30 protein-coding genes are annotated in these 23,404 nt (G+C 34.0%); 25 read left to right on the forward strand and 5 right to left on the reverse strand.

Going from position 1 to position 23,404, the window contains the following annotated elements; all coding sequences use genetic code 11:
* Window position 1 precedes the first annotated feature (1 nt).
* Window positions 2-1,051, forward strand: coding sequence for a pseudaminic acid synthase (gene pseI, locus QMD61_04860; protein MDI6723955.1), 1,050 nt, complete (start codon window positions 2-4; stop codon window positions 1,049-1,051).
* A gap of 30 nt (window positions 1,052-1,081) precedes the next feature.
* Here the strand turns inward: pseI and QMD61_04865 are convergent, their stop codons facing one another.
* From QMD61_04865 to QMD61_04875, 3 genes are all read right to left on the reverse strand, one after another.
* Window positions 1,082-2,767, reverse strand: coding sequence for a glycosyltransferase family 39 protein (locus QMD61_04865; GenBank protein ID MDI6723956.1), 1,686 nt, complete (start codon window positions 2,765-2,767; stop codon window positions 1,082-1,084).
* 115 nt (window positions 2,768-2,882) lie between these two features.
* Entirely contained in the window at window positions 2,883-3,812 is a 930-nt protein-coding gene (locus QMD61_04870; protein ID MDI6723957.1) for an SDR family oxidoreductase, read from the reverse strand.
* Window positions 3,813-4,244: 432 nt separating this feature from the next.
* Window positions 4,245-4,682, reverse strand: coding sequence for a DUF1616 domain-containing protein (locus tag QMD61_04875; GenBank protein MDI6723958.1), 438 nt, complete (start codon window positions 4,680-4,682; stop codon window positions 4,245-4,247).
* Window positions 4,683-4,909: 227 nt separating this feature from the next.
* Between QMD61_04875 and QMD61_04880 the strand changes: the two genes are divergently transcribed.
* From QMD61_04880 to QMD61_04985, 22 genes are all read left to right on the forward strand, one after another.
* Window positions 4,910-5,218 (forward strand): energy-converting hydrogenase A subunit A EhaA, encoded by a 309-nt coding sequence (locus QMD61_04880; protein MDI6723959.1) that lies wholly within the window; start codon window positions 4,910-4,912, stop codon window positions 5,216-5,218.
* Entirely contained in the window at window positions 5,215-5,718 is a 504-nt protein-coding gene (locus QMD61_04885) for a hypothetical protein (protein ID MDI6723960.1), read from the forward strand. The genes QMD61_04880 and QMD61_04885 overlap by 4 nt, the downstream gene beginning before the upstream one ends.
* 69 nt (window positions 5,719-5,787) lie before the next feature.
* Window positions 5,788-6,036: a DUF2109 domain-containing protein gene (locus QMD61_04890; protein ID MDI6723961.1), complete on the forward strand. Its 249-nt coding sequence runs from the start codon at window positions 5,788-5,790 to the stop codon at window positions 6,034-6,036.
* Between the two features lie 15 nt (window positions 6,037-6,051).
* Window positions 6,052-6,336, forward strand: a complete 285-nt coding sequence (locus QMD61_04895; GenBank protein ID MDI6723962.1) for a DUF2108 domain-containing protein — start codon at window positions 6,052-6,054, stop codon at window positions 6,334-6,336.
* Window positions 6,329-6,589, forward strand: a complete 261-nt coding sequence (locus QMD61_04900; protein ID MDI6723963.1) for an EhaE family protein — start codon at window positions 6,329-6,331, stop codon at window positions 6,587-6,589. Before QMD61_04895 ends, QMD61_04900 begins: the two co-directional genes overlap by 8 nt.
* Window positions 6,586-7,095 (forward strand): EhaF family protein, encoded by a 510-nt coding sequence (locus tag QMD61_04905; protein ID MDI6723964.1) that lies wholly within the window; start codon window positions 6,586-6,588, stop codon window positions 7,093-7,095. Before QMD61_04900 ends, QMD61_04905 begins: the two co-directional genes overlap by 4 nt.
* The gene (locus QMD61_04910) at window positions 7,095-7,781 is read left to right on the forward strand and encodes an EhaG family protein (protein ID MDI6723965.1); all 687 of its coding nucleotides are present in this window, start codon (window positions 7,095-7,097) and stop codon (window positions 7,779-7,781) included. Before QMD61_04905 ends, QMD61_04910 begins: the two co-directional genes overlap by 1 nt.
* A 30-nt stretch (window positions 7,782-7,811) precedes the next feature.
* On the forward strand, window positions 7,812-8,489 hold the full coding sequence (locus tag QMD61_04915; protein ID MDI6723966.1) for a proton-conducting transporter membrane subunit: 678 nt from the start codon (window positions 7,812-7,814) through the stop codon (window positions 8,487-8,489).
* Between the two features lie 69 nt (window positions 8,490-8,558).
* Window positions 8,559-8,774, forward strand: a complete 216-nt coding sequence (locus QMD61_04920; protein MDI6723967.1) for a DUF788 domain-containing protein — start codon at window positions 8,559-8,561, stop codon at window positions 8,772-8,774.
* A gap of 24 nt (window positions 8,775-8,798) precedes the next feature.
* On the forward strand, window positions 8,799-9,662 hold the full coding sequence (locus tag QMD61_04925) for an NADH-quinone oxidoreductase subunit H (protein ID MDI6723968.1): 864 nt from the start codon (window positions 8,799-8,801) through the stop codon (window positions 9,660-9,662).
* 37 nt (window positions 9,663-9,699) lie between these two features.
* Entirely contained in the window at window positions 9,700-9,957 is a 258-nt protein-coding gene (locus QMD61_04930) for a hydrogenase (protein MDI6723969.1), read from the forward strand.
* A gap of 11 nt (window positions 9,958-9,968) precedes the next feature.
* Window positions 9,969-10,292, forward strand: a complete 324-nt coding sequence (locus QMD61_04935) for a DUF2104 family protein (protein MDI6723970.1) — start codon at window positions 9,969-9,971, stop codon at window positions 10,290-10,292.
* Window positions 10,289-10,690, forward strand: a complete 402-nt coding sequence (locus QMD61_04940; GenBank protein MDI6723971.1) for a DUF1959 family protein — start codon at window positions 10,289-10,291, stop codon at window positions 10,688-10,690. Before QMD61_04935 ends, QMD61_04940 begins: the two co-directional genes overlap by 4 nt.
* A gap of 4 nt (window positions 10,691-10,694) precedes the next feature.
* On the forward strand, window positions 10,695-11,144 hold the full coding sequence (locus QMD61_04945) for an NADH-quinone oxidoreductase subunit B family protein (protein MDI6723972.1): 450 nt from the start codon (window positions 10,695-10,697) through the stop codon (window positions 11,142-11,144).
* Window positions 11,141-12,286, forward strand: a complete 1,146-nt coding sequence (locus QMD61_04950; protein MDI6723973.1) for a nickel-dependent hydrogenase large subunit — start codon at window positions 11,141-11,143, stop codon at window positions 12,284-12,286. Before QMD61_04945 ends, QMD61_04950 begins: the two co-directional genes overlap by 4 nt.
* A 20-nt stretch (window positions 12,287-12,306) precedes the next feature.
* Window positions 12,307-13,344: a 4Fe-4S binding protein gene (locus tag QMD61_04955; GenBank protein ID MDI6723974.1), complete on the forward strand. Its 1,038-nt coding sequence runs from the start codon at window positions 12,307-12,309 to the stop codon at window positions 13,342-13,344.
* Window positions 13,345-13,399: 55 nt separating this feature from the next.
* Window positions 13,400-14,695, forward strand: coding sequence for a 4Fe-4S binding protein (locus QMD61_04960; protein MDI6723975.1), 1,296 nt, complete (start codon window positions 13,400-13,402; stop codon window positions 14,693-14,695).
* Between the two features lie 31 nt (window positions 14,696-14,726).
* Window positions 14,727-15,752: a hypothetical protein gene (locus QMD61_04965; protein ID MDI6723976.1), complete on the forward strand. Its 1,026-nt coding sequence runs from the start codon at window positions 14,727-14,729 to the stop codon at window positions 15,750-15,752.
* A gap of 20 nt (window positions 15,753-15,772) precedes the next feature.
* Entirely contained in the window at window positions 15,773-16,648 is an 876-nt protein-coding gene (locus QMD61_04970) for a formylmethanofuran--tetrahydromethanopterin N-formyltransferase (protein ID MDI6723977.1), read from the forward strand.
* A gap of 16 nt (window positions 16,649-16,664) precedes the next feature.
* Window positions 16,665-17,576, forward strand: a complete 912-nt coding sequence (locus QMD61_04975; GenBank protein ID MDI6723978.1) for a carbohydrate kinase family protein — start codon at window positions 16,665-16,667, stop codon at window positions 17,574-17,576.
* A gap of 27 nt (window positions 17,577-17,603) precedes the next feature.
* Entirely contained in the window at window positions 17,604-18,362 is a 759-nt protein-coding gene (locus QMD61_04980; GenBank protein ID MDI6723979.1) for a 4Fe-4S binding protein, read from the forward strand.
* Entirely contained in the window at window positions 18,352-18,987 is a 636-nt protein-coding gene (locus tag QMD61_04985; protein ID MDI6723980.1) for a CBS domain-containing protein, read from the forward strand. Before QMD61_04980 ends, QMD61_04985 begins: the two co-directional genes overlap by 11 nt.
* A 72-nt stretch (window positions 18,988-19,059) precedes the next feature.
* Here QMD61_04985 and QMD61_04990 read toward each other — a convergent pair whose 3' ends face one another.
* Both QMD61_04990 and QMD61_04995 read right to left on the reverse strand, forming a co-directional pair.
* Window positions 19,060-19,839: an SdrD B-like domain-containing protein gene (locus QMD61_04990; GenBank protein MDI6723981.1), complete on the reverse strand. Its 780-nt coding sequence runs from the start codon at window positions 19,837-19,839 to the stop codon at window positions 19,060-19,062.
* Window positions 19,840-20,005: 166 nt separating this feature from the next.
* Window positions 20,006-21,313 carry an SdrD B-like domain-containing protein gene (locus QMD61_04995; GenBank protein ID MDI6723982.1) on the reverse strand — a complete coding sequence of 436 codons (1,308 nt, stop codon included), beginning with the start codon at window positions 21,311-21,313 and terminating at the stop codon, window positions 20,006-20,008.
* A gap of 422 nt (window positions 21,314-21,735) precedes the next feature.
* On the opposite strand from QMD61_04995, the gene QMD61_05000 reads away from it, so the two are divergent.
* Window positions 21,736-23,208 carry an asparagine synthetase B gene (locus QMD61_05000; protein ID MDI6723983.1) on the forward strand — a complete coding sequence of 491 codons (1,473 nt, stop codon included), beginning with the start codon at window positions 21,736-21,738 and terminating at the stop codon, window positions 23,206-23,208.
* Between the two features lie 26 nt (window positions 23,209-23,234).
* A partial coding sequence (locus tag QMD61_05005; GenBank protein MDI6723984.1) for an Asp-tRNA(Asn) amidotransferase GatCAB subunit C occupies window positions 23,235-23,404 on the forward strand: 170 nt, incomplete at its 3' end.

The raw sequence follows: 23,404 nt of genomic DNA on the forward strand, positions 1-23,404 counted from the left end.
AATGAATTTCAAAATAGGCAAAAAAGAAGTGGGAGAGAATAATCCTGTTTTCATCATTGCTGAACTTTCGGCAAACCATTTAGGAGATTTTGATGTTGCAGTAGAAACTATTAAAGCAATAAAAGGTGCAGGTGCAGATGCGGTTAAATTCCAAACATATACTCCAGATACAATAACAATGGATTGTAAAAATGACTATTTTAAAATAAAACAGGGCACCATATGGGACGGCCAGTATCTTTACGACCTTTATCAGGATGCATACATGCCCTGGGAATGGCAGCCAAAACTAAAAAAGATAGCAGAAAAATTAGGGCTCATTGCATTTTCTTCACCATTCGATAAAACGGCAGTGGATTTTCTTGAAGATATGGACATGCCAGCATATAAAATTGCGTCATTTGAAATAACAGATATCCCTTTAATAGAATATGTGGCTTCTACTGGTAAGCCAGTGATTATTTCTACAGGAATAGCTGAATTTGAAGATATTGAATTAGCAGTAGAAACATGTAGAAAGGAAGGAAACGATCAAATTGCGCTTTTAAAATGCACATCATCCTATCCGGCTCCTTTAGAAGAAATTAACCTCAATACCATTCCTCATTTAAGAGAAACATTCAATACTGTGGTTGGTTTATCAGACCATACTTTAGGTAATTCTGTTCCAGCAGCTTCTGTTGCACTTGGTGCTAATATAATCGAAAAGCACTTTATTTTAGACCGTAGTCTAGGAGGGCCTGACGCTGAATTTTCATTAGAGCCTGATGAATTCAAAAGTATGGTAGAATCAGTTAGAGAAGTGGAAAAAGCATTGGGAAAGGTAAATTATGAACTCACAGAAAAAACAAGGGCAAGCAGAGATTTTTCACGTTCATTATTTGTGGTTAAGGATATTAAAAAGGGAGAAAAGTTTACAGAAGATAATATACAGTCCATAAGACCTGGTTTCGGACTTCATCCAAAATATTTGAAAGAAATCACAGGAAAAAAAGCCATTCAAGATATAAAAAAAGGAACTCCTCTTAACTGGAATGTTTTTGGGGATTAATAGCCACTATTTTTTTATAATTAAACTAAATCACCGAATATTTTTCTCATAAATGGCAACCTGACCAGTAATTTTAATTATATGGTAACCAGCAAGTTCTGGTTTTGGCTTGCTTAAGGAATCTATATAATAATCCACCTTATTTTTCTGGAGCATCTTTGAGAATAATTCATCAGTGGTCATTGATATAGGGAATCCTCCATTGATCTCTCTTTTAAGATACCAGCTGGCTGCAGGCCCATAATCTGAATAAATTATTTTATCTTTATAATTAGGGTCATGTTCTTTAAGCCAGTTGCTTGCATCCTCTATATCTAATGTAAAACACTTTTTAGGAGTATGGCCAATATAAGTGGCCGTAGAGGTTGATAAGAATATTAATGCAACCACAACATAAATACTCCATGATTTTAAGCTTTCATTTTTGATTTTAGGTTTTATTTTGCTCATAAATTCATTTAAACCTAAAACTATGAAATAAGTAAATGCTGGAGCCATGGTAATGAAGTATCGGTCTACTTTAATTGCAAGAACACTATGAAATATTAAATAAACTCCAAACCATGAAAAGAATGTAATATCTATATCTAAAGTTCTGTATCCGGAAGATTTTAAGAGATTATATGAAATGAAACATACCAAGAAAAAGATTATTTCACTAACAATAAAGGATACAGTATTGAATGTAATTATAAAACTTGGAATCAGAACAAGAAGTAGAGTTATTTTTAATGCACTAAACTGACTTATTTTTCTCATACTTATTAATTTAGAGCTTATAATTCTGTAAACATTAAGTCCAATGCCAACAAAAACAATTAAAGCCAATATATATGCTAATATTGATGGTACAGCGTTAGATGGATTTAATATTTGAACATAAGTACCCTGAAATGGTGATATTGAAATATAATTCAGGATATTTTGGATGTAGAATAAAGAGTTAGGATTATAAGCTACGTCTCCCACTCCAACAGTTGTGGATGTGATAACGTATATTAGGAGGCTGTAAAAGTTTTTTGTAATGCCTAAACTAGCGTATAAAAATAAAAAAGCCCCTATTAACAATATAAATTCGATTATAATGCCTGAAAAGACTTTTTTAATGTTTTTAATGCTTTCCATATTAATAACAATATAAAGGAATATTGGGAGAATTATCAGACCTGATGTGTACCGTGTAATAAAAGATAACATTGTAAGGGGTAGGATAAGATATAAGAATCTTGAATCCTTCTTCACACCTAAAATGGCAAAATAAAGTGCCCATATAGAGAAAGTAACTCCTGGAATATCTATGCCTCCGCTTGTAGCCCATGAAATCACTACAGGAAATGATATGAATATTATGCTGCCTGTAAAACTTTGAATCTTGTTAAAGCGTTGGTTTAAAAGCAAATATAAACCTATGACTCCAATAATAAACAGTATGCTGCTAATTATAAAAATAATATTAACAGATAAATAACCCATTCTAAAAAAAAGCGAGTTTAAAAGCGGTATAAAAGGGGGAAGATAAAGAAAATTTCCATTTCCCATACTTGCAAAATAGAGTCCGTTATTTAAATAGTTAAAAACGTCAAAATACGGAACTCCAATTCTCATCTGAACACTTAAAAGATAAATGGTTAACAGAGATGTGATCAAAACCAGTATAAAAAGTGGATCCCTGATGAATTTACCCTGATTAAGGTTATAGTGTTTTTTAAAGTCCAAATGATCACCGTGAATATAAGTTCTAAAACGAGTTACTTAATATATGTATATGTTATTGATAACTGTTGATTAATGTGTAAATCAGAAGTTTATCTGTGTTATTAACTTTAAATATTTATTTTTTGTTCATAAACCACTGGATTGTTTCCTCTAAATCATCTTTAAAATCAACTTCAGGCTTAAATCCAATAGATTGAGCTTTAGAAATGTCTGCAACTGAATGTTTAATATCTCCGGGACGTTCATCTTCATATACAGGTTCAATATCTTTTCCAATAACATCGTTAATCATTTGAAACAGCTGATTGATAGTTGTGCTTTTTCCAAGCCCTATGTTGAATGATCCGGTTTCTTTGGATTCTGCAGCAAGTATATTGGCGTCGACAACTCTTTTAACTGACACAAAGTCTCTGCTCTGTTCTCCATCTCCGTATATAACTGGACTTTCATTTTTAAGCAGTTTATTGATAAAATTTGGAATTACAGCTGCATACTGGGAATTGGGGTCTTGTCTTGGCCCAAATACGTTGAAATATCTAAGAGAAACAGTTGGTAGTCCATATATTTCAGAATAAACGTTACAATAGAGTTCTCCGGCAGCTTTTGTGGCAGCATATGGGGAGAGAGGATGAACAGGGATATCTTCGTTGAGTGGGAGTGATTCTGTATCTCCATAAACAGCTGATGATGATGCGAAAATCACTTTTTTGACATCTACATTTTTCGCTGCTTCTAGAACCTTCAATGTTCCGGTGATGTTTACTTCATTTGAGCTTAAAGGATCATCAATACTTTCCGGGACACTAGTCTTTGCTGCCTGATGAAATACATAATCACAGCCTTCAAAAATTTCCTCCAGATTAATTGTAGTTATACCGCCCAGTGTTGTGTCTATCTTTGTAAAATCAAGATGTTTTATGTTTTCTATCTTTCCTGAGGATTGGTCATCCACAATAAGGACTTCATTATCTTTATTTAGCCTTTCAACGATGTGCGAGCCGATAAATCCGAGGCCGCCTGTAACCAGTACTTTTTTGTTTTTCATTTGCTCCCTCTTTAAGCTTTGAGATAAAATTTAATTAAATTAACTACTAATTGGTATTATTTGTAGTTTATGTAATTTAAGTTTTTTATAACTTTAAATGGTTATTTAAGAATATTTTTACTATATTCATGTAATTATTATTTATTTTACATATTGAGCTGAATTTAAACTTTATTTTAATTGAATCAAGTATGTAAATAAAAATGATAGATAATGAAATATTATTTTAACTATTGCAGGTGTATAGAATTTTTTATTTCTATAAATTTACCCAGCTCTATTGATTAGCTAGAATTGTTCGAGTGTTCTTTATTATTGTTGGTATATATACTTAATGACAATTTTAGGGAGTTCAAAGCGTTTAAAAAGCTTAAATTATATATTTTAAGATAAAATAATAAAGAAGTAAGGGAACGGCTAAAAAATCAAAAATTAATTAACGTCCACCGACAAATGAAGCGAACGGTACACATCTGTACTGTTGGGCAATTTATACAGTAAAAATTCCATTCGCTGGTTTTGACCGGGGTTTGATGCCGTAAAAGTAAATGGAATTTCCTTTTTTTCGTTATTCTTTAACGAAATTGTATCATTTCTTATTTTCGCCTGATTAAATCTAACTATAAGTATGTAAGTAGCATCGGCTGATTCATGATTTACAATTCCAATAATCAGGTTTCCATTTTGCCCGGCGGTTAAGTTATCAGGATAATTACCTGCTTTTCCATCAGGCCCTAAAATATAAAATTCAGTGAATTTCTCGCTTGGCTGAGGGAAAACGATTATATAAATCGTAGCAACGATTGCAGCAATCAATATTATTGATAAAATAATTGTTAGAGTTCTATCAAATCCTTTTAAGTTACTCATATACATCCTTCCTTTATTTTAAGGGTAAGATTTAATAAATTGTATTGGATATTAAAAATATTTTATTTTAGTTCATTCTATCCTTAGATTATTATACTTTGTATTTATTTTGATAAATACTTTAATATTTTATGTTCAAATAATCAAATACCTTTTTCTATTTATCATGCTTGGGAATTAGGTTAAAGTAAAAACATTTATATATGCAGTTGAACATTCCTTTTATCATGATTATTCATGTTGAAGTTATAACAATGATAAGTTATCTTCTTGCAGTTATTTCTGCAGTTATTGTTGGGCTGATACTGAGACTTCCATTGCTTCCAGAAAAACCAATGAGAGATTCATGGACCATCAGCATAATTTTTCCAACTGCTGTAATCGCACTGGGATTATCAGCAATAGTTTTTAAACTCGGATATGAAGGAATGATAACTGGAATAATTATTGGAGTGATATCAGCATTAATTTCTAAATATCTACTTGAAACAATTCTTCCAAGACATACAGAGCTAATCGGGGATGAAAGTCAATGAATGAAATAATAGGAATCATAATTGCAGCTGTTCTATGCTGGATCAACTTCGTGCTTATCGATACATGGATGGGTCTCCCTGAAAAACCTGGTGTTAAGGGTGCAGATGTTATTGGAAGAGATGTAAAAAAAAGAGGTGGAGATTTATCTGGCGGATTCTTCCAGGGAAACATTGTGTGTTCTCCAGATGCATCTGCAGGAACATTACTCGGTTCAGTGGCCTGTTATACAATAGGTATTCCTGATGGAGGTTTCATAGCAGCAATGCTTGTATTTATTGGTAACAGGCTGTGTGCAGATCCTGGTTATGCAGGAACCACCGGCGCACTGACAATAACTCTTATAATTGCTTTAGCTTCATTTATAGGCATTTCACCTGAACAATTTATTGTGGGAATGGTATTTGCTATAGTAACTATACAGGGACTTGATCACCCCAGAGCATCAATATTACTTGGAAAAATCGCGAAAAGAATGGGAAGATACACGGATCTTACATAAACATTAAACTTTAAATGATTAAAAATACAAAACAGAAACTGCCTTAATATATCTAAAAGGAAGATTAATATGTTAATTGAAATTATAGGCATTATAATTGTACTTATGGCCCTCAGAACATTAATTGCTCGTGATAGAAGTGAGAGAATGCTCTATTTAAATGCAATGAGTTTTGGTATATCTGCACTTATTGCTCTTTATATAAAGACACCTTTTGGAGCTATAATTGCCATAACTTTTTTTGTAGCTTCCACTGTAAGTTCAAATGCAATAGCATATTCAATTGGAAGAATAGAAGAGGAAATCGTAATAAGGTAAAAATCTGGTGGAATAATGGTCTTAGAGTTCATAAATATATCAACAATATCTGCTGCAGTGGCCTTAATTGGAGCAGCAGGAATAATATTACTCCCAAAGCCTATTGACAAAGTTATAATGTTCACGCTTCTTCAGGGAGGTTTTATCGGAATGATAGTAGCTGCAAAATACCTAGATGTTGCAATGGCAGCTGCATTGTTCGACCCAATTTCAACAGTAATCCTTTTAATCGCTATTATAAAAATTAATGACGTAAGAAAGAAAAAACTCAATGCCCAGGAGGAATTGAACATTGCTTGATATTTATATTTGGTTTTATACAGGCTGTGCACTTGCAATATTAGGAAGTATTGGTACAGTTATTGGTCCTGGGGTTAAAGATCCTATAGTAAGAATATTAAATACAGAAATTGTTGCTGTAGGTGTCTCAATGATATTTTTAACATATAATCATACTATAGCCCTTCTTACATTCATTGCAGCAACTGTAATAATGACTATGATACTTTTAAGGGCTGTTGTAAGGCTTGAAGAGATGGGGGCTAAAGTATGAGAAGTTTTGGAAGAATCTTAAATGACCTTGCAAACCCTGATAATATACCAAGACTTTTTTCATTGGTGCTTGGAGTTATACTAATAGCTGGTTTTATTGTACCCTTCACATTAAATGATGTTCAACTTTATCCAAGGCCAGAACCCCAACTTCAGATAAATGCCCAGGATTCACTTGCCCCTTATGATAGGGGAGGAGAAGTAAGAGCAGATTGGGGTTTAAACGGTAATTTTCTATTACAGCCAGGAATAACTATGGCCCAGTACCCAGAAAATTCTGCAGCAATAGGTAATATAACAGGATATTTATCTCCAATAGCAATATCAGTAAAAGATACAACGCTTTATTATGGTACATCAATTTATTCATCTCCTGGTGGTTTAATAGATGAAATTCTTTATTATACCAGGGGTTTTGACACAATTCTTGAATCAAGCATACTAATGATGGCGTTTGTAATTGCCTCATGGGTTGCGCTTAACTTTACAATGAGGAGGGAAGAATAATGGTAGGTGCTGAAGTTTTAGTTCCTAATGTGGTTTCTCCCGTTGTAGTTTCTCTTTATAAACCAGCAATAATTGTAGGATTGTTAACTGGATTCATAGGTCTTATGGGTATAGCCTTTAAAAAAGGTGATTTAACCGCCTTAATACTTACAGATATCGTGGGATTAGCAATGTTAATCCTTGTTGCAGCAGTTGCAACGGATTTAGCTGAAGCGCTTATACTTCCAGGACTTGTGGTTGAACTCGCAGAGATACTTGCGATTTCAGAGATCCTCATGAGCAGAGAGATGAGGAAAACAGGGAAGAGTGTTGATTTAATTCCATTACCATTATCACTTGATATGGAAGTTTTACACACTGCACCGGCATTTCTCGCCATAATACTTGTGGCTTACGGCGTTTTCCTGACTGGTTTTACAGGAGGGGCAGTTGCAGGAGTTGGAATTCTATTTTATGTGCTTTCTCAGACAATCAGAGGAGTTCCCTCAAATATATGGCAGGGAGTTGCAGGGGCATCTGGTATGGCGTGGGTTTTATGGCTTGTAGGATTCCTTATATTCTTCGTAACTCCACAATACTGGTTGTTAGGTTTATTCATGTCATCATGCGGAATACTGGTAAAAGTAGCCTCTAAAGTAGGCCTCATAGGTGTTATGGGTAGAGAAGAGTTTAAAAGAGAAAAATAATCATGATTATCAAATAGGGAGTAAATAAATATGGATATAGCAACATTAAGTGGACAGTTATTCGGTTATATACCTTTAGGAGATATTGTACTTTACTTTACCCCATTTAATCTATTCCTGTTTGGTGGAGCGCTTCTGTTTACACTTCTCATAGCTTTAAGTAATACTGAAACTCAAGTAGAGGCCAGATTTGGTACTCTGAAAGATAGGGAAGTAAAGGTAGATAAGGCTGAATTTAAAATAAGAAGATTTCTTGCACTTGTATGCGGTCTTGCAACAGCAGGAGCAATGATAACAGGAGATCTCTTCAATTTCACATTATTTGTAGCATTAATTGGAATAGTTAATATAGGTTTAGTTGGGGCCGTTAAAATGGTGGATGTTTTAGATTCAGCATTCCAGTACGGCATAATTGCAATGATAGCATCACTACCTTTATTTGGTGGTGCAGCCACAGTACTGGCTACAACAGGAACTTTAAGCCTATTTGAATTAGCAAATGCTGCTGTTACCCCAATGGTTAGTTTTGCATCAATATTACTGCTGCTGGGTATTGCAGGTGAAACTGGTGTTGCACCGTTTTATGCAACAAAGGCTGAAATGTTTAGAACCCCCGGTTCACCATTCTTAGTTATAATACATTTAAGTTCATTACTTGTAATTGTTAGAGCAATTGAAATATTATTAATAATCAACAAACCATTTTAAAGATTTAAGGTTGAAGGAAAAAACTTTGTTTTTTCCTGAACCCAAATTCATAGAATTTGAGGTGAAATAATGGATAGAAATGCTGTAATCAGTTCATTAGTGTTTATAATTTCTGTAGGGTGCATAATATATGCTCTAATATTTGATCCAGCAGACTGGATTGTATACGGAATTTCAATTGTAGGTATACCTCTGAGCATACTTTCATTAGGACTGGTGATTATGGCAAGAGCCAAAAAAGAAGAGGAAGAAGATAGAAGGAGAGAACCCTTCATCGGATACTAATAAAGAAATACAACCGGTGATCAGATGAATCTAATGGCAAATATCTTATTAAACGTTCTTATTGCATTTTTAGTAGGGAGCGTGCTTCTTGGATTATACAGGAAAGTTGTTGCAAGGGTACAGTCAAGACCAGGGCCACCAATAATCCAGTACCTTTTACATTTACTTAAATTTTATATTAAAGAGTCATCTTTCCCAAAAACGGCCGCTATGCCTTTTTATATAGGGATAGCCAGCATTCTTATGGTTATATGGATAAGTGCAGTAATAGTCGGGCCAGTAACTCAGGGATCACTCTTAATTATATTTGGTGTTTATGCACTTCACAAAATTGTTGAGCACAATGCTGGATCCTCATCTGGTTCCCCTTATGGTAAATTGAGCTGTGTCAGGGCAGTTTATTCAGCGGCCGCGGAGGTGCCGCTCTTTGCAGTGCTTGTAATTATTTATCTTAAAACTGGAACCATGGTAATCAGCGATATTATCAGTTATCAGGCAGTTAATGGGCCTTTACTTTACAGTATTCCATTAGCAGCTGCTATGTACCTTGTGTTAATAATATCTAAAGCTCAATACACGCCATTTTCAATAACAAAGGGAAAAGATATTGTTTCTGGATATGAAACTGAACATTTCGGCCTTTTGCGTGGATATCTTATGATATCAGAGTCAATCATGTGGTACATGTTGCTCTGGATTTTTTTAACAGTATTCCTTGGACCTATCAGTCCGATTTTATATATAACTGGAATGGTAGCAATAACTGTGGGAATAGCATTTATAAGTGCTACTTCACCACTTTTAAATCCTAATCACTCTGTAATACTGCAAATAATCTTTGCAATGATTGGAATTGTTGGTTCAGTATTGCTGCTGAACGTAATTTAATGTATAAAAGAATAGATCTTCAAAGGAGAATAAAAAAATGATGAAAGAACAGGATACACTCTTCTTAATAGCCCTGGTTGGAGCAGGGGCCGTGATCATGAGTGGACTTGCTGTATTAAAACAGTGGATTATTGTAATTCCTTTAACAATTGCCGTGATTTTTCTTGCACTTCTCATATTCTATCAGAATAGAGATAAGTTCATCCATATCTCAGAATCTCTCGAAAACTGGGCTTTCATCGTAGCCCTTGTATTGTTCATAGTATCATTTATATTACTTTATAAACCTGTTTAAATGGTGATATCATGTTTCCAACGTATTATCTGGCATATATACTTTCATTTGTCATTGGAATGATTTTAGGACTTTTACTTAGTTATAGAAAGTATAAAGAACCTTTTGTAAGTAAAAATATTGATATGGTTGCTTTAGTGATCTCTATTATTGGATGGATTTTGCTTTTAAACAGTCAACTTATTATGTTAATTCCACAATATATTTCAATTACAATAGGTTTATTTTTCATAGCCCTTGTACTGGGAATGAGACCAGGATACGGCAGATATGAATTAGCAATCGGATTTGTAGTTTCAGGTATTATCTGGGTTATTGGGATGGTTCTTTTATGAATGGCGATAATTTAGAGGAAAAAAGCGAATCTTTAATGGAAATAATGAAGGGAAGAATACTGGATAGTTACAGATGGCAGGAAGACATAATAAAACCATTTTCAAAAGAAATGGGAATCACTACTGAAGAATTTGAAAAGATTTTAATGAGAAGATTGGACATGTCTGGCCTTGAAAATTTACATGCTCGCTTTGAACAGTCTAAATACCTTTGTATCCTTGATAAAGTAGATTCTGATTTAAAAATATGCTGGCTTTCAGATATAATGGGAATTATATCTAAAGAAGATGCTGATGAAATAAAAAATAAAATTGCAAAAGAAGTTATTGAAGGTAAATCTTATGAAGATGCCATACATGATGGCAGGAAAGAACTTATAGAATTTCTGATGAGGTAAAGAAATGTTAGATTCACTTAAAGGCATAATAAGAAAGAGCTCTATTCATGCTTGTTTAATAAATACTGGAGGATGTAATGGCTGTGATATTGAGGTAGTGGCACTTCTATCTCCTCGTTATGATCTGGAGCAGTATGGTATATATTTCCACAACAATCCCAGAGAAGCCGATGTAATTCTTGTCACAGGTCCTGTTGCAGAGCAATGGAAAGAGAATCTCCAGAGAATTTATTCGAAAGCTCCAAACCCTAAAATAGTGGTTGCAATTGGAGCATGTCCCCTTTCAGGTAATGTTTATAATCAGGAAGGTAGTTCAATATACCCTCCTCTTCATGAATTTATTCCAGTAGATGCATCAGTTCCAGGATGTCCACCAAGGCCAACAGAAATACTAGCAGCTCTTTTAGCCGTTGGTCCAGATGCAATAGCTGCTAAAGGGAGGGAAAAACCATGATAGTCCCAATTGGACCAATTCACCCTGCTCTTAAAGAACCTTTACGCTTAAAACTCCAAACACGTGGAGAAAAAGTAATAGGTGCAGAAATAGATTATGGATATGTCCACAGAGGAATTGAAAGAGTAATGGAAGGAAAAACCTGGCAAAAAGCAGTTTATCTTTCTGAAAGAGTTTGTGGAATCTGTTCATATATCCACACCATGACATTTACAGAAACATTTGAAAAAATAGCCGGTGAAGAGCCCCCATTACGTGCACAATTTTTAAGAGTAATTGCAAATGAACTGGATAGAATTCAAAGCCATTTACTGGCTAATTCCACATATTTCAATACCATTGAACATGAGACTCTTTTCATGTATATGCTATCCCTTAGGGAACCAGTTATGGATGCTATTGAACTTCTAACAGGTAATCGTGTTCATATGGCATGGAACGTAGTTGGTGGGGTTAGATTAGATGCTAAAGAAGTTCATTTAAAGAGTATAATGGATATTTTAGATAATTTAGAGTCCCAATACGCTAAATATCCTCAAATGTTTGAGCACGGTCCATTACTGGGTTTAAGATCAAGGGATGTAGGGCACATGTCCAAAGAAGATTCCATTAAAGCACGGGCTGTAGGACCTATAGCAAGAGCATCATCCGTAAAAGAAGATTTAAGAGTAGATAAACCAGTATATAAGGATCATCTGGATTTCAACGTAATCTGGCGTGATGAGGGGGATAATTTTGCCAGAAATATGAACAGATTTGATGAGGTTACAGAATCCATCAAAATAATTAAACAGGCCATAGAAAATCTTCCTGAAGGAAAGGTGCGAAATAAAATAGATATTCCTGCAGGATATGCTGATAACAGAAATGAAGCTCCAAGGGGTGAAGTTGCCTACATGATTGAAACAAACGGTAACTTAATTAAAAACATTTCCATAAGAACTCCAAGTATAATGAACATCGATGCATGCGCAAGATACATGTTAAAGGATGTTGCTACAGTTGCAGATGCTGTTGCCACCTATGCAAGCGTTGATCCTTGTATCGCATGTACTGAAAGAGTTACAATCGTTGATGAAGAGTCCGGTAAAGTTCATGAAGTTAATGGATTACATAATATAAATTCAATTAATTTAAAATAATCACTTAAAAAGATGGTGTTATGTCTTCAGTAATATGGTATTTATACGAATTTGCAAGAAAAGGATGGATCGAAAATTTTGCAGCTTCTGCAACGGATAGGGAGATAGTAGAATCTCCAGATAGATTCAGAGATTTCCCGGAAGTAATAAGAGAACTATGCATTGCATGTGGCGCATGCACAGCAGCATGCCCTTCTCCAGCAGCCATAAGACTTGTAAGAACAAAAGATAAGGATATGGAAGAAGGAGAAGGAATAACATACCCTGTTATAAACACAGATGCATGCATAAGATGTGGATTCTGTGCAGAGGTATGTCCAACAGACCCTAAGACTCTTAGAACTGGTGAAAGCCATTTAATCAGGGAAGAATTTACAATATTGCCTGCAGAAAAAATGTTTGTAATCGACGATTATCTCTGTATTCGTTGTAAAAAATGTATGAAAGCTTGCAAGGTCGAGAAGGCCATAATTGAAGAAGATAATAAGGTAATGATAGACCAGTCAAAGTGCATCGCCTGTGGAGAATGTGCAAAAACATGCCCTGTTAAAGGTGCTATCAAAGGAATTTATATTTCAAATGTTGAAGGACAAAAAGACGTAATTAATCTGGTGATACATACACTTGAGGATTTAATTGAAGCAAAACAGGATGAATTAAAAGATCTTCCTCCAGAGCAAGTTATGAAATTTGAAGTGCCTTTTGCAGATATTCTGGAAGAAGCACGAGGAATGCTTCCAGAAGAAGAACAAATAAGAGATATAGTTGAAAAGGTAACAGATAGATTGAAACTTCGAATTATTACATGGGACGATTCAAAATGTAACAACTGCAGATTATGCGTTGATGATTGTCCATCTGGTGCAATTACCTATGATGAAGAAAAAGGCGTTCAGAGAGATGCCAAAAAATGCCTCAGATGCACTACATGTTATCAGACATGTCCATTTGGCGTGGCAGGCTCTTATGTAGCAAGATTCTTACTTACATCAACTGAATTACAAGAAGATAAGATCATGGTGACTGTAAAACCAGCACTACTACCGTTTAGGGGATGATAAAATTCCTACAACTACCGATAAAAAATCTTACAAACCACTTAGAGAAGTTGAAGTGGCATATGAAATAGATAAATCTAAATGTGAGCAATGTGAAGACAGACCATGTCTTCAAGCATGTCCAGTAGAAGCTGTACATGAAATACCTCCAGAAAAATATATAGAAATTGATGATAAATGTTTTGGATGTGTACTTTGCAGAGAAGCTTGTCCATATGATGCAATTAAAATGGAAACAACATTAGCAGAACCAGTAAGAGAGAATGTACCTAATATAAATCCAAAACTCTGCAGAAGATGCGGTGCATGTGTCGATGCATGTCGAACAGGAGCAATCCAGCTTGTATCATCAGGTAGAGAAGAAGCCCACAGCGAAATAGATGAAGAAAAATGTGTTAGATGTGGATACTGTTCTCGTGTATGCCCTACAGAAGCAATAAAATATGGTGAAATTTTACCAAGATCTGTAGTGGGCGGAAAAGCAGTTGTTGTTGATCAGAATGATTGCATAGGCTGTATGACCTGTACAAGGGTATGTCCATCAAAAGGGGCTATTAATATAGGGACAGTAAGTAAATTACCATTTATAGACCCCTCATATTGTGCAAGGTGCGAAGAGTGCATGGATGTGTGCCCTTCAGCAGCAATTAAATACTCATCAAGAAAAAAAGCATACCAGAATTTTGGTAAAATAAAAACCATGGAAATAGTCTCTGAACTTCTTGAAAAAGAGACAAAAAGACTTGCAAGTGATGCAGGCAAAATTGATAGCATTTTAAATAGAATTTCACGTAATATCAGCTATGAAAATACAGAAGATGAGTTTGAAATTGACATAACTAGTAGATTAAAAGATGAAATTGAAAGAGTTGTTGATGGTGACCTTGAAATTGAAGATATCAAATACATAATTGAAAGTACAACTCCAAAAAGAGATGTAACAGTAATAGATGAAAGCTGTATAGGATGTACTGCATGTATGGATGTATGTCCAACTGAGGCTATAGAGCTTGAAATGCCATCTCCAGTCCATATTGGCGAAGAATGCGTTTACTGTGGAAAATGTGTTGAAGCATGTCCATTTGGGTCAATATCACTTAAGGAAGAATATTTTGATACACATGATGATAAAATATTTTATATAAGAAAGACTCTGGAAGGACCGCGGACAGGAAAAATAGAAATTGATGCTGAAACATGTCAACTTTGTGGTGTTTGTGTGAATAAATGTCCTTCAGATGCAATGAGCATTGAAGATGGCGAAATTATCGTTGATACTGAAAAATGCATGGTTTGCGATGCATGTGAAGTAACCTGTCCGGTTCATGCTGTAAAATTGAAAACAGACTAAATCCTTTTATTTTAATTTGAGGAGGGGAAGAATGGGCAAAAAGGTTTTTATTTCTGATTGTGAAGGCCCAATATCAATTAATGATAATGCTTTTGAACTTGCAGGCCACTACATTGAAGATGGTGAGAAATTTTTCACAATAATCAGTAAATATGATGATATTCTGGTCGATGAAGTTAAAAGAGAAGGTTACAATGCTGGTGGCACTTTAAAATTAATCATTCCATTTTTAAAAGCATATGGTGCTACAAATAAAGATATAGTTGAATTTTCAAAAGAAAATGTGCTTCTTGTTCCTGGTGCTAAAGATACATTGGGTTATGTAAAGGAGATAATGCCATCATTCATAGTAAGCACAAGTTACAGTCAATATATTAAAGCCCTATGTGATTTAATTGATTTTCCGTTTGAAAATACATATTCTACAGATCTGGATATAGATGAATACGAGATCAGTAATGAAGATAATGCAAAGATAAGAAAATACAGAAAAACTATAATTAAAAATCCTGATTTTGAAGTTATTGACAGAATATTTTGGGATGATATTTTAAAACTCCCCATCCATAACATTATGAAAAATGTAAATCCTGTAGGGGGGAAAGGGAAAAAAGAAGCAGTACTAGATATTGTCAGTAAATATGGATTTAAAAATTCTGATATAATGTATGTTGGAGATAGTATAACTGATGTTGAGCCTTTAAGATTTGCAAAAGAAAACAATGGACTTGCTATTTCCTTTAATGGAAACGAATTTGCATTAAGAGAGGCTGAAATTGCAATCATGGCTGATAATACAGTGATGATTTCGATTATCGCTGATTTATTTAATAGATCAGGGAAGGAAGAGGTTATTAATTTCATCAAATTATATATAGATAATCCAGAAGGTGCCATTGAACATTCTTCAATAAATAATGACCTTAAAAAGATGATAAATACAGTAGATCTTCCTAAAATTGTAATAATAACCAGTGATAATTTTGAAAGCATAGTTAATCAGAGCAAAACTTTCAGGAATCTTGTCAGGGGAGAAGCAATAGGTGCATTAGGTTAGAATAAATAGGTAATGATAAAATGATTGAAATAGAAGACACTTACTGTGAGGCCTTTGATGGGATTTGTTGTAGAATAATTGTAACAGCAGATGATGAGGAAGTACTTCAAAGGGCTGCTTATGATGCCACATCCACTCCAGGAACGGTAATAGGGCGGGTTGAAGGCGGAATTGAAGGATGGCTCGATGAAAATAAAACTCCAGATGAAAGAAAAGGTGCCATCCTACAAATCTGGTATGAAAAAGAAGATATAGAAAAATTCACAGTAGAGTTATCATTCAGAATACGACAGGACATCCTTGTAAAACCATTCACTACTGTATTCGATGCTTCTCCAGACCCAGCTGGAAAAATGGATATGATGAGAAACGTAGGGCATTGTGGAGATGGTTATGAGTGGAAAGAGAAGCTTTACGGACGTGAAATGATTATTGTTCCCATAGCAATACCAGACTTTAAAATAGAAAGTAGTGTTGGATATATGAAAGGAATTATGGGTGCAAATTTCTGGTACATGTGCAGCAGCAAAGAGGCAGTAATGGAAGCCGGTAAAAAAGCATTAAAAGCTATAGGTGGAGTTGAAGGAGCGATAACACCATTCGATATTTGTTCAGCAGCTTCAAAACCTGAAACCAATTATCCATGGATAGGCCCAACCACAAATCATCCTTATTGTCCATCTCTTAAAAAAACGCTTGCTGAAGAGTCTAAGGTTCCAGAAAGTGTTAAATATATTCCTGAAATAGTGATAAATGGACTGAATTTAGACACAGTAAAAAAAGCAATGAAAGCAGGAATAAAAGCTGTAGAAGATATTGATGGAGTTGAAAAAATATCTGCAGGAAACTATGGGGGACAATTAGGAGATCATAAAATTTATTTAAATGATTTATAAGTTAAAAGGTCATTAAATGAAAAAACTAGATGTCATAGGATTTGGAGCATTAAATGTTGATAAACTTTATAATGTAAATAAAATTACCCACGAAGATGAAGAGGCATTTATAACAGATTTTAGTCAATTTTGCGGTGGATCAGCAGCGAACACGATTATTGGACTTTCAAGACTTGGAATGAAAACTGGATTTATAGGTAAAATATCCAGAGATCCAGAAGGTAATCTTTTACTTAAAAATTTAAAGAAAGAAAATGTAAATACAGATGGAATCATTATAGAGGAAAAGGGAAGAAGTGGCAATGTTCTTGGATTTGTTGATAAAAAAGGACAGAGAGCATTATATGTCGATCCGGGTGTAAATGATTCGATTGACATATCAGAAGTTAAATTAGAATATATAGAAAGTTCTAAAGTTCTTCATCTTACTTCATTTGTTGGAAATTCAGTAAAAGCTCAAGAATGGGTTTTAGATAGAATTGGAGATGATATTACAGTCAGTCTCGATCCTGGAAGAATTTATGCCGAAAGAGGGACAGATTTTCTAAAAAATATTTTAAATAGAACTGATATTATGCTTATTAATGAAGAAGAATTAAAATATTTAACTGGTAATAAATATAAAACATTTGAGGAAAGAGCTAAAGTACTGGAAAAATATAATATTGACACAGTAGTGGTTAAAATAGGAGAAAAGGGCTCATACATTAAAGATCATGATGAATATCATTATATAAAACCATATGATGTTAATTGCAAAGATACAACAGGTGCAGGCGATGCATTTAATGCTGGATTTCTCTTTGGATTAATTAAAGGCAAAAAGATCAAAGAATCAGGAGAAATAGGAAATTATGTTGCGTCATGCTGCATACAGGAATTGGGATCAACTAAGGGACTACCAGATTTATCAGGATTAAAATTATAATAAACATCATATGCCCAAGGTGTAATTATGGATATAACATTTAAAAAGGACAAAAAGATACTTAAAGATGAAGTTATTCATAAATCTATGGATTTAGAGAACGAATTTAAACCAGAAATAGAAGAGTGCGAGCTGGAAGGTAAATTCATAACTATTTCTCCAGAATGTATAAGATGTAATCTGTGTGTTGAAGAGTGTCCTGTAGATGCAATAGCTGGGGCAAAATCAACTAAACCTGCAAAGATACTTGAAAATTGTGTAAAATGTGAAATATGCGCTCAAACTTGTCCTGTAAAAAGTATTAATGTTACTGAAAGTACATCATACGTCAATGAGGAGGATGTAAAATACCGACTCAGAGATTTAAAGATACCTCATAGAACCTTGAGAATGAGGAATATAGAGGTAGATGAGGAAAAATGTGATTCATGTGCAACGTGCGTTAAATTCTGTCCTACAGGCGCGATTAAAGTAGAGGAAGATAAAACAGCTATAATAGACACAGGCTCATGTGTAGGGTGTGGTGCATGCGCCAGTGTATGTCCAGAAGGAGCAGTAACACTTGAAAGGGAATTGGGTCCTGTAATCAAGACAAAAGAACTTGTAATTGATAGAGAAGCATGTGTTTCATGTCAGATTTGTGAAGAAAATTGTCCCGTAGAAGCTATTAAACTTGAAGATGGCGAAATAGTATTTTTAGAGGACAAGTGTATCTTATGTGATGTATGTTCAAGTAAATGTCCTGTAAGCGCATTAAAACTTGAGAGGTTGTCCAATGAAAGTTAAAGAAATAATGGATAAGGAATATATATTTGTATCTCCGGATCAAGACATTGAAGAAGTATCATTAATGATGGAACAGAAGAAAAAGTTCACAACGCCAGTTGTAGACAAAGATAAGTGTCTTATAGGTTGGATAACATCTCTTGATGTTACTAGAGGGTTTAGGGAAGGTAAAAAGAAAGTATCAGATATCATGCATTCCAAAGATGATATAGTTCATGTTCATCAGGATGATCCTGCAAGATTAGCTGTTTTAGAAACTTCAAAGCATAAAGTAGTTAGTATACCTGTTTTAGATGATAATGATGCAGTTGTTGGAGTTGTAAGAACATTTGATATAGTTGAAACGTTATCTCACCTCTATGAAATCAAAGTCTATAAAATATTTGAAGCCATGGCAAAGGAACTTAAAGGAGTTAGCTGGGACGAGCTTATGGAAGCAGCGGCAATAATTACAAGGAGAAGAACTGGTAAAAGGATAAAACCAAAAGAATATGAGAAGAACATCATGGAATCTACATTTGGAGAAGCACTCTGGGCAACAGGTGGTCTTGAAAAATTCTTTGTAGGTCTAATAGCAATTGGTGAGCTTGTAATTGCAAGAAAAGTTGCAAGGGCAAGAAAATAACTTTAATTTATATCAAATATTTTTTTTATTTTGATAAAAACAGTTCTTTCAAAAAAAGAAGTAAAAAAATTTTTATTTTTTAATTTTTGGCAGCACTAGTCCGGTAAGAACCATTAAAATGGCCACTGCAAACACCCCTACTGGAACACCTGTTTCCTGCATTTCTATTAATTCTTCACCTGCTGCAGCAACAGGTGTCTCAATTATTTCTTCGCCTCCAGCGGCGGCGGGTTCTTCTCCTCCCCCTGCAGCTGCAACAAATACAAGTCCTGCATCCCATGATGGGTCACAAACACAGCATTTTATGCATATAGGTCCTGCTATACCTGTAGCATTAGCATCACTGTCTTTAGAATCGTCAGTTCCTTGATTCTGGGGGCTGAATATCCATGTTCCATCAACACCTTCAGGAGCTTTGAATTCTAACCAGTAAATGCCTGCAACCAAATTACTGAAGAAATAATTCCCGTTTTCATCTGTTTTTGTAGTTGCAATTTGTTCTATTGGTCCTTTTTCATCACCTTTCCATATATTAACTGTTACATTAGCTATTCCTTTTTCATCAGGGTCCTGAATCCCATTATTATTACTGTCGTTCCAAACCCGATCACCAATGGTAGAATTGCATTTTTCTGGTTTTTCGCAAATTTCATCTATTTTTTGGTCATGACAATAACACTCTTTATCACAACAAGACTCTTTACATGTGCATTCATTAACTGCATGATCACAAATACACTTATCTGAATCACATGCATGTTCTGTGGCTGATGCAAATCCACTAATTGTAACTGCAAATATAATTGTTATTACCAGCATCGCTAAATTCTTTTGCATGTTCTTTTTTTGCATTTTTTCACCTCCTTTATAGAATAGTATGCAATAATAGTATTATGGTAATAATAATATTTAATATTAACTATTATTAGTTCAGTATTAAAAATTTATTCACGTATTAATTATCTTTAAATAAAAAAAATTAAAAATAAAAAAAATAAAGGTAATTTATTATTTAATATTACCTTTTAGGTAGTATCAATCCTGTAAGAACCATTAAAACGGCCATTGCAAATAGTGCAACAGGAATACCGGTTTTTTGCATTGCTACTACTTCTTCACCAGCAGCTGCAACTTCTTCAGAGATGATTTCTTCGTCTCCTGCAGCTCCATTTGTAGGTTCTTCATCTCCACCAGCAGCAGCTCCAGGATCAATTCCTGCATCCCAGGTTAAGTCGACTTCTCCTGAGATTAACTCTATAGGTCCAGCGATTCCGCTAGCATTAACATCGCTGTCTATAGCATCATTAGATCCTTGATTCTGAAGTGTAAAGAATCCTATGTTACTAGGTAAAATAAACTCTAACCAGTAAATACCAGGCACCAGATTTGTGAATATGTAATTGCCATTTGCATCAGTAATTGTTGAATATGCAGTTTTTACTAATGGGCCTGTTGCATTACCTGTCCATAAGTTTACGGTTACTCCAGCAACACCAGGTTCGGTAGGATCCTGAAGACCATTTTTGTTTACGTCAAGCCAAACCTTATCTCCAAGTGCTGCAAGTCTGTAAAGACCAGCATCCCATGAAAGATCGGATTCGCAACGTTTTAAACATACAGGTCCAGCAATACCAGCAGCATTTGCGTCACTATCTGTAGAATCATTTGTACCCTGATTTAGAGGGCTAAATATCCATTTTACAACAGAATTAGGAGCTATAAACTCTAACCAGTAGATACCACTTTTTAGGTTTTTGAATATGTAATTACCAGTAGCATTTGTTACTGTTGTAGCAATTTTAGTTATTGGTCTGTATTGATTTCCAGTCCATAAATTCACAGTAACTCCAGGTAATCCAGGTTCATTTGGATCTTGGATACCATTTGCGTTTAAATCCTCCCAAACGAGGTCGCCTATTTTACCAGTTCTATCATCGCGATCTCGTCTGTCATCGCAGCGATCTTGGTCATGACATCTATCATTATTGTCTCTATCGCGACCATCTCGATCCCTGTGATTATCATCACATTCATTGTTATCTCTGTCACGATCATCTCGATCCCTATTATTGTTGTTAGGGTCGCTATTATCCCTGTCGTAGTTGTCACGATCCCTATGATCTTTTTTCCTTATATCTCTGCCATTATCATCTGGATCATTATTAAGATTCGATTCCCTCGTTATTTCAATATTTTGCAAATTTGACGCGCTATCAATTGAATTTTCACATGTGGATTCTGCAGCTGATACGAATCCACTAATTGTAACTGCAACTAAAACCGTCATTATGAGTATTGCCAAACTTCTTTGCACACTCTTTCGCATTTTTTCACCTCCTTAATGTTTTGTATGCAATAATAGTATTATGGTAATAACAATATTTAATATTAACTATTATTAATTAAGTAATAATATTTAAATTATAAATAAATAAGATAGAATCAATAATAATAAATAATAAAAAAATAGAGTATTTCTTTAGCTTTTTATCTTTATTAAAAATAGTAAATGGATTAAAAAGTATTGGATAATTAAAAAAGTCTTTGAATTGGTATAATTAATGAAATTTAGAATTTAGAGTAAATAAAAAATGTTTAAATAAATATATTATAATAAAAAAGTTAAGAATAAGTAATTTCAAACAACATAAAACTGTATAAATAGGGTGAATAATTTAATAAAAGTAATAAATTATACTGATGTCTTATTAATTTTAATATTTTATAATCTTATATGGGTACTAAATTATGTGCGGAATTGTAGGAATATCTGGAAAAAATATATCAAAAAAGCTTTATAAAATGCTTATTTCCATAAAACACAGAGGTCCTGATGGATCTGGAATTTCTATAGATAATAAAGTAATTTATAATAATTTAGAGAATATTACAAATCTGGAAGGATCCTTTGGAATGGGCCATAATTTACTTTCAATTGTAGGAAGTCGAGGTTTGCAGCCATTGGTAAAGGAAAACCTGATTTTAGTTTGTAATGGGGAAATATATAACTTTAAAGAGCTTAAAAACAAATTTCAGTTTTCACTTAATACAGATTCAGATTGTGAAATCATTTTAAGTCTTGTGCAGCGATTTCATAATGGTTCCCTCTATGATGCTGTGATAAAAACTATTGAATATCTTGACGGAGATTATGCTTTTGCAGTCTATGATGGAGAAAATTTTGCTGCAATAAGAGATCCTTTAGGAGTAAAACCCCTTTATTTTGGGAACAATAAAGAAATTTTTGCATTTGCCTCAGAGCAAAAAGCACTCTGGAACATTAATATTAATAATATAAAGACACTTCCCCCTGGTTCGATTATATATAACGAAAAAATAATGAAAATAGATGATAAACTAAATAAAATCATTTCTTTAAACTCAAAAAAATCAGATTTACCAAAAGATGCTCTTAAAAAACAGTTGAAAGAATCCTTAATTAACTCAGTTGCAAAAAGAACTGCAGGACTCTCCAAAGTTGGAATATTATTTTCAGGAGGGATAGACAGCACTATACTTGCCAGAATAACAGAATATCTGGGAATCAAAACCACACTATATAGTGTTGGCCATAAAAATTCAGTTGATCTTAAAGTCTCAAAGGAAACTGCAAAAACAATGAACATTCCTCTTAAAACTAAAGAAATAGATATAAACGATGTAAAAAAGTATTTGACATTAGTTTTAGATGCAATAGAAGAATTTAATATAATGAAGTTAGGTGTAGGAATGTCCGCATATATTGCTGCAGAAATGGCACATAAAGATGGATTAAAAGTTGTTCTTTCAGGACAGGGTGCAGATGAGCTTTTTGCTGGATATCACCGCTATTTAAGATTTTATCAGGAAAAAGGGGAGCTTGTCCAGGAAGATTTAAAAAATGACATTTTAAATCTTTATCATGTAAACATGCAACGTGATGACGCGGTTACAATGGCCAATAGTATCGAACTCAGAGTTCCTTACCTTGATCTTGATATTATAAATAAAGCTATGAATATACCTATGAAATATAAAATAAGTGAAAAAAACGATAATTTAAGAAAATGCATCTTAAGAGAAATTGGTGCAGAACTTGGAGTACCGGGAGAAATTGTAAAGAGACCAAAAAAGGCAGCCCAATATGGTTCTGGCATAGATAAGATGCTAAGAAAGGTCTTAAAGGGAGAAGAATATAAAAACATTTCCAATTATTTTAATCAAAAATTAATTAACAGGTAATATATTAGTTATAGGGAGAATTAATTATGAAAATCGAAAAAGAAGCTGAAAAAATACTTGAAAAATTCAGAAAAGCGCTTGAAGACATTCCTGAGCTTGAAGAAACCCATTATATTGTTGATAATGTTAACTTAACACGCTCAGATCATGGAGAAGAAAAGAATCCTGATAAAATTCTCCGAAATGCAGAACTGGA

It is taken from the genome of Methanobacterium sp., assembly GCA_030017655.1.
GTDB lineage: Archaea > Methanobacteriota > Methanobacteria > Methanobacteriales > Methanobacteriaceae > Methanobacterium_D.

Excerpts from the sequence above, each read along its gene's own strand:
- QMD61_04945 (MDI6723972.1), top strand. The coding sequence starts at position 10,695 with ATGTTAGATTCACTTAAAGGCATAATAAGAAAGAGCTCTATTCATGCT.
- pseI (MDI6723955.1), top strand. The coding sequence starts at position 2 with ATGAATTTCAAAATAGGCAAAAAAGAAGTGGGAGAGAATAATCCTGTT.
- QMD61_04920 (MDI6723967.1), top strand. The coding sequence starts at position 8,559 with ATGGATAGAAATGCTGTAATCAGTTCATTAGTGTTTATAATTTCTGTA.
- QMD61_04895 (MDI6723962.1), top strand. The coding sequence starts at position 6,052 with ATGGTCTTAGAGTTCATAAATATATCAACAATATCTGCTGCAGTGGCC.
- QMD61_04940 (MDI6723971.1), top strand. The coding sequence starts at position 10,289 with ATGAATGGCGATAATTTAGAGGAAAAAAGCGAATCTTTAATGGAAATA.
- QMD61_04935 (MDI6723970.1), top strand. The coding sequence starts at position 9,969 with ATGTTTCCAACGTATTATCTGGCATATATACTTTCATTTGTCATTGGA.
- QMD61_04980 (MDI6723979.1), top strand. The coding sequence starts at position 17,604 with ATGGATATAACATTTAAAAAGGACAAAAAGATACTTAAAGATGAAGTT.
- QMD61_04875 (MDI6723958.1), bottom strand. The coding sequence starts at position 4,682 with ATGAGTAACTTAAAAGGATTTGATAGAACTCTAACAATTATTTTATCA.
- QMD61_04915 (MDI6723966.1), top strand. The coding sequence starts at position 7,812 with ATGGATATAGCAACATTAAGTGGACAGTTATTCGGTTATATACCTTTA.
- QMD61_04955 (MDI6723974.1), top strand. The coding sequence starts at position 12,307 with ATGTCTTCAGTAATATGGTATTTATACGAATTTGCAAGAAAAGGATGG.
- QMD61_04950 (MDI6723973.1), top strand. The coding sequence starts at position 11,141 with ATGATAGTCCCAATTGGACCAATTCACCCTGCTCTTAAAGAACCTTTA.
- QMD61_04885 (MDI6723960.1), top strand. The coding sequence starts at position 5,215 with ATGAATGAAATAATAGGAATCATAATTGCAGCTGTTCTATGCTGGATC.
- QMD61_04970 (MDI6723977.1), top strand. The coding sequence starts at position 15,773 with ATGATTGAAATAGAAGACACTTACTGTGAGGCCTTTGATGGGATTTGT.
- QMD61_04930 (MDI6723969.1), top strand. The coding sequence starts at position 9,700 with ATGATGAAAGAACAGGATACACTCTTCTTAATAGCCCTGGTTGGAGCA.
- QMD61_04990 (MDI6723981.1), bottom strand. The coding sequence starts at position 19,839 with ATGCAAAAAAAGAACATGCAAAAGAATTTAGCGATGCTGGTAATAACA.
- QMD61_04905 (MDI6723964.1), top strand. The coding sequence starts at position 6,586 with ATGAGAAGTTTTGGAAGAATCTTAAATGACCTTGCAAACCCTGATAAT.
- QMD61_05000 (MDI6723983.1), top strand. The coding sequence starts at position 21,736 with ATGTGCGGAATTGTAGGAATATCTGGAAAAAATATATCAAAAAAGCTT.
- QMD61_04880 (MDI6723959.1), top strand. The coding sequence starts at position 4,910 with ATGATTATTCATGTTGAAGTTATAACAATGATAAGTTATCTTCTTGCA.
- QMD61_04925 (MDI6723968.1), top strand. The coding sequence starts at position 8,799 with ATGAATCTAATGGCAAATATCTTATTAAACGTTCTTATTGCATTTTTA.
- QMD61_04995 (MDI6723982.1), bottom strand. The coding sequence starts at position 21,313 with ATGCGAAAGAGTGTGCAAAGAAGTTTGGCAATACTCATAATGACGGTT.
- QMD61_04870 (MDI6723957.1), bottom strand. The coding sequence starts at position 3,812 with ATGAAAAACAAAAAAGTACTGGTTACAGGCGGCCTCGGATTTATCGGC.
- QMD61_04890 (MDI6723961.1), top strand. The coding sequence starts at position 5,788 with ATGTTAATTGAAATTATAGGCATTATAATTGTACTTATGGCCCTCAGA.
- QMD61_04975 (MDI6723978.1), top strand. The coding sequence starts at position 16,665 with ATGAAAAAACTAGATGTCATAGGATTTGGAGCATTAAATGTTGATAAA.
- QMD61_04910 (MDI6723965.1), top strand. The coding sequence starts at position 7,095 with ATGGTAGGTGCTGAAGTTTTAGTTCCTAATGTGGTTTCTCCCGTTGTA.
- QMD61_04985 (MDI6723980.1), top strand. The coding sequence starts at position 18,352 with ATGAAAGTTAAAGAAATAATGGATAAGGAATATATATTTGTATCTCCG.
- QMD61_04965 (MDI6723976.1), top strand. The coding sequence starts at position 14,727 with ATGGGCAAAAAGGTTTTTATTTCTGATTGTGAAGGCCCAATATCAATT.